Origin of the sequence: Gloeothece verrucosa PCC 7822 (assembly GCF_000147335.1) — a bacterium.
Lineage (GTDB): Bacteria > Cyanobacteriota > Cyanobacteriia > Cyanobacteriales > Microcystaceae > Gloeothece > Gloeothece verrucosa.
This window is the reverse complement of record NC_014501.1, coordinates 5749947-5764286: the sequence shown is the minus strand read 5'-3', so window position 1 is coordinate 5764286 and position 14340 is coordinate 5749947. Positions and strand designations below refer to the sequence as shown.

The following is a 14340-nucleotide window of genomic DNA, read 5'->3' as shown; positions in this document are numbered from 1 at the left end:
GGAAAAATGAAACGAGTGATGTTTGTTTGTAAAAGAAATTCATGCCGCTCTCAAATGGCCGAAGGATTTGCTAAAATTTTAGGTCAAGGTCAGATAGCAGTGACCAGTTCAGGATTAGAATCGAGTCAGGTTCATCCCACAGCGATTAAAGTCATGCAAGATATAGGCATTAATCTTAATGACCAAACTTCTAAACCCTTGAGTAATTTTCAGGCGCAAGATTATGATGTGGTGATTTCTTTGTGTGGTTGTGGGGTTAATTTACCGCAAGATTGGGTATTACGAGAAGTATTTGAAGATTGGCAGTTAGAAGATCCCGATGGTCAACCCCTTGAGACGTTTTATCGGGTTCGAGATGAGATTAAAGAACGAGTGGCAAAATTGATTCAACAGTTAAACCCTTAAACCTATCGATAAAAGATTAGCTACCATATAGGAGTGTTAAGAAATGTAAAGAATATTAAAATGCCAAAACAGCAGGAAGGCGAGAAAACTCGTGTTATCGTGGTGGGGGCAGGCATAGGAGGATTAACCGCCGGTGCCTTACTGGCGCGTCGAGGGTATGATGTCACCATCTATGATCAGGCAATTTTACCGGGCGGCTGTGCCTCAACCTTTACTAGACGCGGCTTTACCTTTGATGTAGGCGCTACTCAGGTAGCCGGGTTAGAAGAAGGGGGCATTCATAAACGGATTTTTGATGAGTTAGAAATAGAACTCCCCCAAGCAACGCTATGTGATCCGGCTTGTGCGGTGTTTTTACCCGGTGAAACACAACCCATTAATGTGTGGCGAGATCCGCATCAATGGAAACTCGAAAGACAAAAACAGTTTCCCGGCAGCGAACCCTTTTGGCAATTAATCGATAAATTGTTTGAGGCAAGTTGGCAGTTTCAAGCCAGAGATCCCGTATTACCGCCGCGTAACCTTTGGGATATGTGGCAATTAGCCTCGGCTGTGCGTTTAGATACCCTCATTACGGTTCCTTTTACCCTGATGACGGTGGGGGATGCTTTAAAGTTATATGGGTTATATGGGGATAAGCGGCTTTTAACCTTCCTGGATATGCAGTTAAAGCTTTATTCTCAAGTAGGCGCAGATGAAACAGCCCTGTTATATGCGGCTACTGCCCTATCCGTTTCCACTGCACCCCAAGGGTTATATCATCTACAAGGAAGTATGCAAAGCTTAAGCGATCGCCTAGTAGAAGGATTAAGCAAATACGGGGGTAAGCTTTATATGCGGCATACAGTAGAACAGATTAACACCGAAGCCGGGCGGGTTAAGGGGGTAAGAGTTCGCCATCAAAAAACCGGGGAAGTGTTCACACAAAGCGCGGATCAAGTGGTGGCTAACGTAACCGTACAGAATTTAGTCTCGTTGTGTGGAGATAATGCCTTTAATGGGTTGAATGGTTTCGCTTACAAGACGAGAGTAGATAAACTGGCTGAACCTTCGGGCGCGTTTGTGGTGTATTTGGGGGTAGATCAAAAAGCGATTCCTCAAGGATGCCCGCCTCATCTTCAATTCCTCTATGATTATGAGGGGGTGATCGGGGAGAATAACTCTTTGTTTGTTTCTGTCAGTAAACCCGGAGATGGTAGGGCACCCTCGGGAACAGCCACTGTGATCGCCTCTTCTTTTACGGATGCGGCTATGTGGTGGCAAGGCACAAAAGAACATTATCAACGCTTAAAAGAACAATATACCTCTGAAGCCATCGCCCGTTTAGGAAAGTATTTTCATCTAACTCCAGAAACGATTATTCATACTGAAGCCGCTACGCCTCGCACCTTTGCCCGCTTTACCGCGCGGAAAAATGGTATTGTAGGGGGAATTGGTCAACGGATCTCCACTTTTGGGCCTTTTGGCATAGCGACGCGCACCCCCGTCAAAAATCTCTGGCTAGTAGGGGACTCAACCCATCCCGGAGAAGGCACAGCAGGGGTTAGTTATTCAGCCCTGACAGTGGTTCGACAAATTACTGCGCTTGTATAGCTTTAATAAAAGCAGATGTCAAGCTAAGATCAACAGTAAATATCAATCTTATTGAATAAAGGATAAATTGCCGTTCATGAGTTCTGAAATCTTATTTTTTCTGGGTACGATTTTGTTACGATTTCTGCAAATCTATTCCCTGGTCTTAATTGTTAGGATTTTACTGACTTGGTTTCAAGGGGCTGACTGGGCTTATCAGATTATGTCTTTCTTAAGTCCCATTACCGACCCCTATTTAAACATTTTCCGTTCTTTTATCCCCCCCTTGGGAGGGATAGATTTTTCGCCGATTCTAGCGATTTTTCTCTTGCAAATCCTTCAAAGCCTGGTAGAGTCTTTCGCTTACGGAAGTCAAAGCGTTTCCGCGATGTTTTAGTTGATTAACGGGCTAACTCTACCGGCAAAACCCGTAGCTTTAAATTGTTCCAACTTTAAAGGCGTTGGTTGATTAGCAGGCACCGAGATCCTGACTTCAAAGTCACTAACGCCTGGGGGAACTTCTGCAATAGAACCCACTCGGGAACGGTTTTGTAGCACCGGTTCGCCATTAGCATCATAAATACGCCCAAAGACATCAGCATCAAATACTGACTTACCCGATGGATTTTTAGCTTTACCTGTAATTAAATAACAACTCGCTGGTAGGCTATTTCCCCCACTGGTGACATTTCCTTTGGCTAATTCGGGGGGGCAATCTTTGTAAGATACGTTAGATAGCTTAATTTGTACAAGTGCCCAAGAAGGAGGGGAGACAGTCCAACTGGCTAAAACAAAGAAACAAGTCACTAATAGTACAGCTAATGGTCGAAATTTCATTGATTTTATTGTCTAATAACTATAGATCTTTTTCTCAGCTTAACCCGAATTATCATCTAAGTTAACAGGAATTTCTGCTGTCTTCGACCCTTTATGAATCAAGCTGAGATTGAAACAGCCTTAAAAACCGCTTTTTTTGAATGTGAAAAGGCTTTTTGCCCTTTAAATGACCGGCAAAAAGAAATTATCTTGCAAACTTTGCTGGCTCCCTTTAGTCGTCCCTGCGATCTTTTAGAAAATCCTTTAGATCAACTCACATCTGAACAACGACAGGCATTACTGACTTTTATTCAAAGCCAACAAGAACAAAATTTATCTTGGAAAATTACTTTACTCAATGATTGGCTCAATAATCAAGACTCCGGAGCCGTACAATTTATTCGGGATGAATATGGGATGGTTTGGATCAATCAAATTCAACCCGTTCATCTGGAAAAGTTTTTAGCACAGGAAAGGCAAAAGCGCTTACAGATCGGCGATCGCCTAGAAGTGTGTAACGGGTTATGGGAATGGGTGCAAGAAGAAGGACCCTGTTTTCCGGAATGGTTTCCCTGTGTGGTGGTAGGACTATCTCAAGTCGATGATGGAGAATCGACTTATACTAGCTGCGTCGTTCGCTTTGAAACAGGCACAGAGTTTGAAATTCAGGGCGTTTATGAGTGGAATCAGTCTTACTGGCGCTTTGCTCCAAGCGTAAGCTAATTTATCTACAGCGAGGTTCACCATAAATCTGATCCCATCCCTTTTGATCAGGGTTCCCCCGGGAGGGGGATAGACCCGAACCTGCCCGCTAAAATTACTTTTGCTTCAGTTTACGCTTAAAAGCCGCACCAAAAGCCATTGCTGTTCCTGCACCCAAAAGCGTCAAAGGTTCAGGAACCCCATAAACAGCAGCACGCGCCGCAAAGGCTATATCAGGATTATCGCTAAACATCCCATCAAGTCCTGTCTGATAATATCTTTTAAATTCTTCTTCTGGCTGATTTTGTAAATTGGCAGGTAAGAAATTATTTTCTCGACGAAATGTCCAGGAATGAACCAATAATCCAGCCGCGTGAGCATCATCCACAAGGGTAGTAGGAGATAATAAATTTCCCTGTGCATCCCTAGGAATAATTAACCATTTATAAGCCCCTATTCCATCAGCATAATTGGCAATATCGGCTAAACCTGTGGCAGTAATTAAATCCCCATAAGTCCTTGCATCTCCGCTTAAGACAAAATCATAGGGTTTGTTTTCAGCACTATCAATCAGTTGGATTAGAGGGACATCGATTAAAGTATTTAATTCCTGTAAATTGCTCACTTCAAAAGACTGAATAAAAACCGGTGAGGTTTGGCTGTTATATCCATTAGCTTTTAAAATGTTTACTAACGGTTCTTCTAAAGATAAGCCAATGGAATCAAAATAACTGGGATGTTTGGTTTCTGGATAAATCCCAATCGTCCGCCCCAGTTCAGCACTTTTTTGCTTGGCTAAATCAATCACTTCTTGTAAAGTAGGAATTTCAAATAGCCCGTTATAAACGGTGTTTTGTGGGCGAATATTGGGAATTCTTTCTTTTGCCCGTAGCGTTTTTAATTCGGCTAAAGTAAAATCTTCCGTAAACCAACCGGTTAGGGTTTGTCCATCAATAATTTTGGTGGTTTTACGGTCAGCAAATTCGGGATGATTAGCAACATCAGTGGTTCCAGAAATTTCATTTTCATGACGAGCAACCAGGACACCATCTTTAGTAGAAACTAAATCAGGTTCTATGTAATCAGCCCCTAATTCAATGGCTAATCTATAAGATTCTAAAGTATGTTCAGGGCGATAGCCGCTCGCGCCTCGATGTCCAATGACTATAGGGAGTTCACCGGTCAATGTTCCTGCTAGGATTTTTTGGGTTGGCATAACCGTTATTGTAGCTGATCCTAACAAAAGTATGGCAAAAGTTCGCAGCATCATATCTCCTCACAAGGGTGCGGTTAGGGGAAAAAATGTACACAGTAGCTCAATTTGCTACCTTGACTAAAACTTTTAGGGTAGGTAGTTAAAGATACTTATTTCAGGTTAAAAATGAACGGTTAAACTCTAGTTATTTTTTAATTGTCTTTTGCTTAAGTTTTAATTTAAAGCCCTAAATAATCTCGTAAAGCTTGACGCATTACCCCGATAACTGCATCAGGAATCGGTTGATCTAACCAGATCGAAAGTGCCGAGGCTCCTTGCTGCACTAACATTTCTAAGCCATCAATAATAATTGCCCCTTGCTGTTGGGCTTGCTTTAAAAATAAAGTCGGATTGGGTTTATAAATTAAATCATAAGCAATGGTTCCTGCTGGTAATTTTTCTAGGGTTGTTACTTCCACTGGAGAGAGATGACTCTGCTTATCCATTCCTATAGGAGTGGCATTGATCAAGAACTGAGTTTTTGATACCAACCCCGGTAAATCTTCCCACAGATGAACCCTTAAAGCCTCTTGAATAGGGGTATTCGCCCAACTTTGATAAAAATCATCTAATTTCTGTTTATTGCGCCCTACAACGCTAATTTCAGGGCATCCTAACTGATGACAACCCACCACCACCGCTCTAGCGGCTCCTCCATTACCTAAAATAACGGGAGTAACTTGACTCCAAGGAAGAGTGATGTTTTGTAAAGGAGAGAGAAACCCTTCTAAATCGGTATTGGTGCCATGCCATTCGTTATCTTTCTTGTAGAGGGTATTGACAGCACCGACTAATTTTGCGGTAGTCGAGATGTGTGAGGGCGATAGCAGAGGAATAATCGCCTGTTTATGAGGAATGGTAATACTAAATCCTACAACACCAATGGCTTCAAATCCGGCGAGCGCTGTTTTTAAATTTTCAGGTTTAATCAAAAAGGGAACATAGACAAAATCTGCCCCTAACTGAGTAATGGCCGCATTGTGCATCACAGGAGATAAAGAATGTTCAATCGGATCACCGATCACCCCAAGGAGTTTAGTTGTACCAGTAATAGGCGGCATAGTTGCTCTGGAAAAAGAATAGATCTATTATAAGAAAAATTCAATTTGTTTCTAATACTTCAGCCGCTATCGCTTGTCGTAATTGGGGAAAAGCGGCGAGGCTTTTAGATAAATTTTCATCGTCAAAAGTTTCAATTAGAGTAGTTAATTCTTCCCCATAAGCTGACAATTGTTTACAGTGATGTTTTTCTCCTAAATATTCTAAATTTTTAGCAAATTTTTCTAATTTTCTGATAATCATTCTTTGGCAGAGTTCTTCCCAGATTGTCTCTTGGATTTGTTGTAATTTTTCCAAGAGTTCTAGACCGTCTTTAATTTCTTTTTGCTCTGGGTTCGCATCGGAAGTATCTCCTAATTGTTGAATTAAATCTGTTGCCTTTTCTAAGCGAGGTAAAAACAACCGAAGACAACTATCTAATTGAGTGCGACTGATGGGTTTATACAAAAAACCTTGACAAAGATTTTTTCCCGCATTTTGTTCTTTATAGTCTGAATAAGCTGTAACAATTACAATGGGAATTTTAGTCGTCTGTGGGTCTTCTTTTAATAATTCAGTGGCTTTATATCCATCAATATTAGGCATACGTAAATCCATAAGAATCAGATCGGGTTGATTAATTTTGGCTAAATCAATCGCTTCAGCACCATCTCTTGCTAGTAATAAACGATGAGGTGTTCCTTCAAAATAACTTTGCAGCAGTTCACGATTAGATTGCACATCATCCACCACTAAAATAGTCGAGGGTTTAAATTGGCTTAAATTGATATTTGATGAACTTTCTCGAGGTGGCTTTTTCCCACTGGTAACGGATTGAATTTTCGGAAAAATCAGGGTAAAAATACTGCCTTTACCTAGCTCACTTTGTAGGATGATCTGACCGCCTAACATTTCTGTCAAGCGCTTTGTAATGCTTAATCCTAATCCCGTTCCTCCATATTTTCTTGTACTTTGTCCTTCACTTTGAGTAAACATATCAAAAATGCGATCCTGCTGACCGGTGGCAATGCCAATTCCTGTATCTTCTACAGAAATTTTTAGCTGAATGTAGTTGTTATTTGTGGCTAAATTTTCAGAAAAAACAGTAACTTTAACATAGCCTTTTTCAGTAAATTTGAGAGCATTACCAATGATATTAAACAGGATTTGCCGTAATCGGACTTCATCAAAGTTTATTACATGAGGTACATTCGGCTCAAATTCAGTGAGTAATTGTAATTTTTTAGTCTGAGCTTGGGTTGAGAAAATTTGACAAACGTCTATAATTAATTCTCTTAAATTGATGGGTTCGTAATTTAGTTCTAATTTGCCGGCTTCGATTTTAGAAAGGTCTAAAATATCATTAATTAAGGCTAAAAGAGTACGACCACTCGAGGAAATTGATTGTATATAAGACAGAGTACGCGGGTCATTATGAATGTTTAATAAGAGTTCGCAGAAGCCTAAAATTGCATTCATCGGTGTGCGTATTTCATGGCTAATATTAGCGATAAACTGGCTTTTTATTCGATTAGCAATTTCTGCCGCTTCTTTGGCGGCTTTCAGTTCTTCTTCTGCTTGTTTTTTAGCGGTAATATCTGTAATTGTGCCGACCATTCGATAGGGTTTTCCTTCTCGATCATGCAGACATTTTGCTTTGGCTTCAACCCAAATATAGTGACCTTGGCAGTGTTTGATGCGATAAGTCTGTTCATAAATGGGGTTTTTTCCTTCTAGATGATTTTGGATAGAACTCAAAACTAAAGGTAAATCTTCACTGTGAATATTTTCTTGCCACAGTGACCAACAATTAGAATAATAATAATTGTCCTCGCCTGAAATTTTCATCCATACGGGAGAATAATAAACGGAATTTGTCCTCAGATCCCAGTCCCAAATGGCATCATTGCTTCCCGAAACTGCTAAAGAATAGCGTTCTTCACTTTCTCTAAGATCGGCTTCTATTTTTTCTTTTTCTCTAATTTCTTCAGCTAAATCATGATTTACTTTTACAAGTTCTTCTGTTCTTTCTTCTACTCTTTTTTCAAGGCTTTCATTAATATGGTAGAGGGCTGTAAATTGTCTTTTTAGTGCCTTGATCATGGTACTAAAATTATTAGATAAGATCGCTATTTCCTGGATGGGAGAGCGGGGAATATGAGTCTCATCCCAGTCTTCAATTACTTTTTGAGGTAAATCAGTGGTGATTTTGCCTAATTGGATTAGAGGTAAGGTTATTTGATAGCTAACTAATTGAGATACCCCTAAGCCCGTTACAGCAATAATCAAGATTAACAATAAATTTTTTATATATAAAGATTCCAAATATTTAATATAGTTTTCAGTGGGAATTTTAATCACTAATCGCCAAGGAATCTCATTACTAATGGGCACGTCCTTAACATAAAAAGACTTTTTCCAGCGCACCATTATGGGAGTTTCTTGTGAGGGTTTAGGAAGCCATTGAAAAGATTGATCATTTAGGAGCTTAATTTCTCCATTTTGTCGAGGATTAAAAAAGGTTTTTGGACTGAGGCTAAAACGGCTATCTACAATAACCTGATTGTATTTATCTAAAAGAATTATTTGTATTCCCGGGATCTCTATATTATTTTTCAGTAAAGAATAAACTTGACTAAAATTTAGCGTCCCATAAGCAATTCCTTGAAAACCCTTTTGAGTGATAATGGGAATTTTTAAATCAATATAAAAAACCGTTGATGCGGGATTTTCATAAACATCACTAATGGTGGGTTTTAAGGTTTTAGCCATCTGCTCAAGGTCAAGATTTACCTTTTTTTTCCAATCTTCACTTATCTCAGTAACAGGGAGAGCAGATGCCACCATTTCTCCTTGCTTATTGATGACATAAAAGTTGAGAAAAGAAGGAAAGGCTTGTTTTAAAGATAGGGTCAAGTTTTCTAGTTGTTTGGATGGATTCAGGTTAGAAAGAGCGGCTTGCTCAGCGAGGGTATTGACGGCTTGTAAATGATTGCGATACCAGAGATTAAAGTTACTAATAATGGGGCGTGCTGCGGTATTCAGTTCAGATTGAATTTCTCGGGTAATATTATTTAATGCCTGTTGTCCGTTTAAAGCTGACAAAAACAAGGTAGGAATAAAAATAAACGTAATTAAAAGATTAAAGAAAATTTCTTGAAAAGATAATTTAGGATTTTTAGACTGAAAACCCAAAAATTTAGCGATAGGAATATAAGTAATGATGAGATTAGCAATAATGGCATTAAAAATTCCATTAAGCGCTTGTTTGAGTATGACTAAATTCATTTGGGTTACGGGAACCTGCTTGATCAACCCATAACAGAGATAAACGAGCGACGTACCAAAGACAAGCCAATAAAGGCTACAAAGTAATACAATACTCCTCTGACGGCGGCGCAACATCAAGCCAACAAATAAAGCCTCACCTGTGATAATTAAAGCCGCATAAGGATGCCCCCATAATTGATAAGTATAACTGCCGGCAATTAGAGCCGCTATCACCCCCCAAACTGTTCCATAAAAATAAACGACAACTAAGCTAAAAATACTCCCAAAAAGAAAATCTATGCCAAAAAATAAGGAGTAATGATAGTAGTTGCCTAAATATCCAGCGAGAATCAGTAAAAATAAAAGCAGATAAGATTTGAAAAAAACTTGGGTCATCAGCCGATTTAAAATTATATCTCCAGTTTTTTACAGAACCAAAATTTTGAATTCAACCCCCTAAAAGTTTAGGGGGTATAAGCATTGAATGGATTAAGTTTATCGACCGTCTATTCCCAAATCGGACAACTTAAATCGCCAGCTTTTTGAGAAAAACGCAGATTTTCGCCGTAGTCCACAGGACAATCAATCACTGCTGGAACATCCTGTTTTAAGGCAGTTTCTAAAATGGGAATGAGGTCTTTCGCTGATTCCACACGATAGCCTTTTAATCCCATACTTTCAGCAAATTTGACAAAATCGGGATTGGTAAACTTAATAAAAGACGATTCTCCGAACTGATTCATCTGTTTCCATTCGATCAATCCATAGCCATTATCATTAAAAATTAGAGTCACAAAAGGCGTGCCTATCCGCAATGCAGTTTCTAATTCTTGAGAGTTCATCATGAAACCGCCATCGCCGGTTACCGCGACAATTTTTTTATCCGGATGAACTAACTTAGCCGCCAGTGCCCCAGGAATGGCAATACCCATCGCCGCAAACCCGTTAGAAATAATACAGGTATTGGGGGTATCACAATGATAATGACGTGCCATCCACATTTTATGAGCCCCCACATCAGAGATCACGATATCTTCTGGCCCCATCACCTGACGCAAATCATAGATAATTTTTTGGGGTTTAATGGGAAAACCGTCATCATTAGCATAGTATTCATATTCGGCCCGCAGTTCAGCCCGTAAACCCGCCGCTACCCGGTTCTCTTTGCCTTGACGATCAGCGCGTTTGAGGATATCCATCAGAGAATCAGATATATCCCCAACGGCTTCCACTAAAGGAATGTAGCTACTGTCAATTTCTGCCGGGGCTAGTCCGACATGAATAATCTGTTTTGTTCCGTCCGGATTCCAGCGTTTTGGGGAATATTCCACCAAATCATAACCCACAGCGATAATTAAGTCCGAGCGCTCAAAGGCACAGGTGATAATATCCCGTTGTTGTAATCCTACTGTCCAAAGGGCGAGAGGATGGGTGTAGGGTATGGCCCCTTTGCCCATAAAGGTATTGGCAACCGGAATATTTAAGGCTGTGGCAAATTCGGTTAAAGCTTCACTAGCATGGGAGCGAATGATGCCATTACCCGCCAAAATTAAGGGATAATTGGCTTTTGAAATAGCTGTGGCTGCCATGTTCAGACTGCGATAGGAGGCGTAGGTTTTTTCCTGACTATCGATTTTTAAAGGCAGTCCTTGAACCGGCATAGCTGCGATATTTTCCGGCAAGTCGATATGAACCGCGCCCGGTTTCTCGCTTTGGGCAACTTTAAAGGCTTTGCGGACCACTTCTGGCGTAATGCTAGGGCGAACAATTTGCTTATTCCATTTGGTGACGGGAGCAAACATGGCTACTAAGTCTAGATATTGGTGGGATTCTATGTGCATACGATCTGTTCCCACCTGTCCGGTAATGGCCACCAAAGGCGCGCCGTCAAGATTCGCATCTGCTACCCCTGTCATGAGGTTTGTAGCTCCCGGACCCAGCGTAGAAAGACAAACGCCAGCTTTACCCGTTAAACGCCCGTAAACATCGGCCATGAAAGCGGCTCCTTGTTCGTGGCGAGTAGTAATAAATTTAATTGGAGAATGTTTTAGGGCTTCTAGAATATGTAAGTTTTCTTCCCCAGGCAGTCCGAAGATGTATTCAACCCCTTCATTTTCCAAACATCTTATTAGGAGTTCGGCTGTATTTAATTCCCCCATAATAATTTCCCCTTCTTTAAGTTCAACCTTAGTCTGAATATCCAGAGATATTTGCTCCCGAAGGACGATTCAAAACGTGAATGGACCTCCGGGAGTTTAATAGTGATTCGCTTATCCAAAATAGTGAATCAATTCTGGTTTGATGTACTAACTATCATCCTACTTGATCCAAACGCTTTTGGCCCTGAGCAATTCTCGAATCCGATGGATTCCTGACTCTTGGCTCTGATTAAAACATTTGATCTTACCATAAACGAGGATAGGGTTTTACCATGCTATTGCTCCTAAGAACACAGCAATAGCGATAATCAATCAAATGTGCTGGCTAGTTTGGATAGTCGGTTAATTTACTCGTCCCAAGCCTAAAGGAGATCAACTTATCTCTCATATTGGCTCGTTAGTTAAACGTTTGGTCTTCTCGAACCGGGCTTATCTAGGTGGCGCGAGTTGACCTTATTTCAGTTTAGTCTCTTGGGGGGGATTAAGCTTGGTTTTGTGAGGATATTTAACAAAAGTATATAGTTGTAGGGAACAGGCAACAGAATTAAGGCAAATTAGATTTATGCAAGAGGTCTAATCTGACTTTTCAGGGTATCTTGTAAAATAGTCATGAGAGAAGTAAAAAGAGGTAATAGCAAGGAGAACCTGAATTTTAAACTTTTACGGCTCTTTTTTTCGCCCTTTCAAGGGGATTCATCGCCGCTTCTAACCACTTAAAAGCGATCGAGGATAAGGAAGTCAGAATCAGATAAACCAACGCCACAGCAATATAAACCTCAAAGGCCTTATAGGTAACCGCAACAATTAACTGTCCTTCTCTAAACAACTCCTGAAACCCGATCACCGCCGTTAAACTGGTATCCTTAATTAAAGTAATAAATTCATTGCCTAAAGGCGGTAAAATTCGGCGAAAAGCTTGAGGAAAAATGACATCTTGCATGGTCTGCTGAGGAGTCATTCCTAAAGACTCACAAGCTTCCCATTGTCCTCGATCGATAGACTCAATTCCCCCGCGAATAATCTCTGCTAAATAAGCCGCAACATTTAAACTTAAAGCGATCACCGCCGCCGGAAAACGCGGCAAACTCCATTCGATTCCTAAGTGGTCTTGAAACAAAGCCGGCAACCCAAAATAAATAATAAAAAGTTGCACTAACATCGGCGTTCCCCGAAAGAAATCCACATAAATTCTACAGAGTAAACGCAGAAGAGAATAAGGAGAAATTAAAGCCAGCGCAATTAAGGTTCCTCCCATCAAACCAAACAAAACAGAAAAGGCCGTCAATAAAACTGTAATGCCAGCCCCTTTAATCAGATTTTGAAAAAGATTAATATAAAAACTTTGCGGGTCAAATTTTTCTGATTGACTGTCTAAAGACGGGGCCGTTAACGGTAATTCCGGCGGTTGAGTTCCAAACCATTTCTCATAAATAGATTGATAAGTGCCGTTTTCTAACAGACGTGCAATGCCATCATTAATCTGTTTCAGATAAGGAGAATTTTTCGGTAATGCTATCCCATAATATTCTTCGGTTAATAACTCTCCCACCACTTTCACCCCGGGTAAACCGGCTTTTTTAATGGCATAAAGGGTAACCGGCGCATCATTCACCACTGCATCTACTTTGCCATTGACTAACTCTTGTAACGCTAAAACAGCCGAATCAAAAATCGAAATTTCTGCCCCTTCAATTTGGGCGGCTTGTTTGGCTCCCGTTGTGCCAATTTGAACCGCTATTTTTTTTCCTTTTAAATCATCAAAACTTTTAATACTGTTATTATCTTTGCGAACGGCAATAGCTAAACCCGCTTTAAAATAAGGACGGGAAAAAGATAAGGTTTGTGCCCGTTCGGGAGTAATGGTCATGCCGCTAATAGCCGCCTTAACTGTACCAGCTTGCAAAGCCGGAATAATCCCATCAAACGGTAAACTTTCAAAGGTAATTTTTAAGCCGGCTTCTTGTCCAATAGCCTTCATTAATTCCAGATCAAATCCGGTTAACTCTCCCGTTTTTTGATCGGTCATTTCAAAAGGCGGAAAAGCCGGTTCTGTGGCAACGGTAAAAGCTTTTCCCGTATCTTGAGAAAAACCCGGTAAAATCAACCAAGAAATGGCTAGAATAAAACTGAGTAGCGATAAAATCAAATAATGTAGGAATTTTAACGGTTTTAAATGATGGGTTTTCACGGATTATCCTCGGGAAGAAAATTAGTCTAAAAAAATTAATTTAGTATAAATTTTAAGCAAAATGAGACATTAATACTGTATAAAAATAAGAAAATTCATATACTAATCAACTCACACGACTACCGCTCCTATTCTAAATAATCTACCATTAAATAAACCCTTGAAATATATTTATGCCCGATAATATTCCCATTATAGTTTGTGAAAATCTCCGCAAAAGCTACGGATCATTAGAAGTGCTAAAAGGCGTAACCGGCACACTTCATAAAGGCGATGTGGTTTCTGTGATTGGTCCGTCTGGATGCGGAAAAAGTACCTTTTTGCGTTGTCTCAACCGTCTAGAAACCATCAACGGGGGACGCTTAGAGGTGTTGGGGGTAGATATGGCTTCACCTCGCATCAATCAAAAAGTGTTGCGGCAGTTGAGAAGTAAAGTCAGCATGGTGTTTCAACACTTTAACCTTTTTCCTCATTTAACAGTGTTAGAAAACTTAATGCTTGCTCCCCAAAAAGTCTTAAAATCTTCTTCTTCTGAATGTAAACAACAAGCTTTATTGTATCTCGACAAAGTTGGGTTAGGGGATAAAGCCCACTATTATCCTGATCAACTTTCAGGAGGACAAAAACAACGAGTTGCCATTGCGCGTAGTTTGTGTATGAAACCAGAGGTGATCCTCTTTGACGAACCCACAAGCGCTTTAGATCCGGAATTAGTCGGGGAAGTATTAACCGTTATGCGAACTTTAGCACAAGAAGGCATGACGATGGTAGTGGTCACTCATGAGATGCAGTTTGCTCGGGAAGTCTCCAATCTAGTGTTATTCTTTAATCGAGGAGTCATTGAAGAACAAGGCGACCCGAAAAAAGTCTTTACAAACCCCCAAAGTGAGCGCTTAAAAGCGTTCTTAAGCCGCCTAAACCCGAATTAACGCGGG

General features: G+C 40.4%; 11 protein-coding genes. 5 read left to right on the top strand and 6 right to left on the bottom strand.

Annotated elements, in window-relative coordinates:
• Positions 1-6: 6 nt before the first annotated feature.
• The 3 genes from arsC to CYAN7822_RS25900 all read left to right on the top strand — a co-directional run bounded on the left by arsC (position 7) and on the right by CYAN7822_RS25900 (position 2374).
• Positions 7-405, top strand: coding sequence for an arsenate reductase, glutathione/glutaredoxin type (gene arsC, locus CYAN7822_RS25910; protein WP_013325225.1), 399 nt, complete (start codon positions 7-9; stop codon positions 403-405).
• Positions 406-465: 60 nt separating this feature from the next.
• Positions 466-1998 (top strand): C-3',4' desaturase CrtD, encoded by a 1533-nt coding sequence (crtD, locus tag CYAN7822_RS25905; protein WP_013325224.1) that lies wholly within the window; start codon positions 466-468, stop codon positions 1996-1998.
• A gap of 76 nt (positions 1999-2074) precedes the next feature.
• Positions 2075-2374, top strand: coding sequence for a YggT family protein (locus CYAN7822_RS25900; protein ID WP_013325223.1), 300 nt, complete (start codon positions 2075-2077; stop codon positions 2372-2374).
• Here CYAN7822_RS25900 and CYAN7822_RS25895 read toward each other — a convergent pair.
• Positions 2371-2814, bottom strand: a complete 444-nt coding sequence (locus CYAN7822_RS25895; protein ID WP_013325222.1) for a hypothetical protein — start codon at positions 2812-2814, stop codon at positions 2371-2373. The two genes, CYAN7822_RS25900 and CYAN7822_RS25895, sit on opposite strands and share 4 nt — an antisense overlap.
• A 93-nt stretch (positions 2815-2907) precedes the next feature.
• Between CYAN7822_RS25895 and CYAN7822_RS25890 the strand changes: the two genes are divergently transcribed.
• On the top strand, positions 2908-3516 hold the full coding sequence (locus CYAN7822_RS25890; protein ID WP_013325221.1) for a hypothetical protein: 609 nt from the start codon (positions 2908-2910) through the stop codon (positions 3514-3516).
• 94 nt (positions 3517-3610) lie between these two features.
• On the opposite strand, the gene CYAN7822_RS25885 is transcribed toward CYAN7822_RS25890, so the two are convergent.
• From CYAN7822_RS25885 to CYAN7822_RS25865, 5 genes are all read right to left on the bottom strand, one after another.
• Entirely contained in the window at positions 3611-4765 is a 1155-nt protein-coding gene (locus CYAN7822_RS25885) for a PEP-CTERM sorting domain-containing protein (RefSeq protein ID WP_245602646.1), read from the bottom strand.
• Between the two features lie 164 nt (positions 4766-4929).
• A complete protein-coding gene (locus tag CYAN7822_RS25880; RefSeq protein ID WP_013325219.1) occupies positions 4930-5811 on the bottom strand; it encodes a shikimate dehydrogenase in 882 nt (293 codons plus the stop codon).
• A 40-nt stretch (positions 5812-5851) separates the two neighbouring features.
• On the bottom strand, positions 5852-9454 hold the full coding sequence (locus CYAN7822_RS25875) for an ATP-binding protein (protein WP_013325218.1): 3603 nt from the start codon (positions 9452-9454) through the stop codon (positions 5852-5854).
• 110 nt (positions 9455-9564) lie between these two features.
• A complete protein-coding gene (locus CYAN7822_RS25870) occupies positions 9565-11217 on the bottom strand; it encodes an acetolactate synthase large subunit (RefSeq protein ID WP_013325217.1) in 1653 nt (550 codons plus the stop codon).
• Positions 11218-11869: 652 nt separating this feature from the next.
• Entirely contained in the window at positions 11870-13405 is a 1536-nt protein-coding gene (locus CYAN7822_RS25865) for an ABC transporter permease subunit (protein ID WP_013325216.1), read from the bottom strand.
• A 173-nt stretch (positions 13406-13578) separates the two neighbouring features.
• On the opposite strand from CYAN7822_RS25865, the gene CYAN7822_RS25860 reads away from it, so the two are divergent.
• Positions 13579-14334, top strand: coding sequence for an amino acid ABC transporter ATP-binding protein (locus CYAN7822_RS25860; protein ID WP_013325215.1), 756 nt, complete (start codon positions 13579-13581; stop codon positions 14332-14334).
• Positions 14335-14340: the final 6 nt, after the last annotated feature.

Coding starts and splice junctions, on each gene's coding strand:
- arsC (WP_013325225.1), top strand. CDS start 7: ATGAAACGAGTGATGTTTGTTTGTAAAAGAAATTCATGCCGCTCTCAA.
- crtD (WP_013325224.1), top strand. CDS start 466: ATGCCAAAACAGCAGGAAGGCGAGAAAACTCGTGTTATCGTGGTGGGG.
- CYAN7822_RS25900 (WP_013325223.1), top strand. CDS start 2,075: ATGAGTTCTGAAATCTTATTTTTTCTGGGTACGATTTTGTTACGATTT.
- CYAN7822_RS25895 (WP_013325222.1), bottom strand. CDS start 2,814: ATGAAATTTCGACCATTAGCTGTACTATTAGTGACTTGTTTCTTTGTT.
- CYAN7822_RS25890 (WP_013325221.1), top strand. CDS start 2,908: ATGAATCAAGCTGAGATTGAAACAGCCTTAAAAACCGCTTTTTTTGAA.
- CYAN7822_RS25885 (WP_245602646.1), bottom strand. CDS start 4,765: ATGATGCTGCGAACTTTTGCCATACTTTTGTTAGGATCAGCTACAATA.
- CYAN7822_RS25880 (WP_013325219.1), bottom strand. CDS start 5,811: ATGCCGCCTATTACTGGTACAACTAAACTCCTTGGGGTGATCGGTGAT.
- CYAN7822_RS25875 (WP_013325218.1), bottom strand. CDS start 9,454: ATGACCCAAGTTTTTTTCAAATCTTATCTGCTTTTATTTTTACTGATT.
- CYAN7822_RS25870 (WP_013325217.1), bottom strand. CDS start 11,217: ATGGGGGAATTAAATACAGCCGAACTCCTAATAAGATGTTTGGAAAAT.
- CYAN7822_RS25860 (WP_013325215.1), top strand. CDS start 13,579: ATGCCCGATAATATTCCCATTATAGTTTGTGAAAATCTCCGCAAAAGC.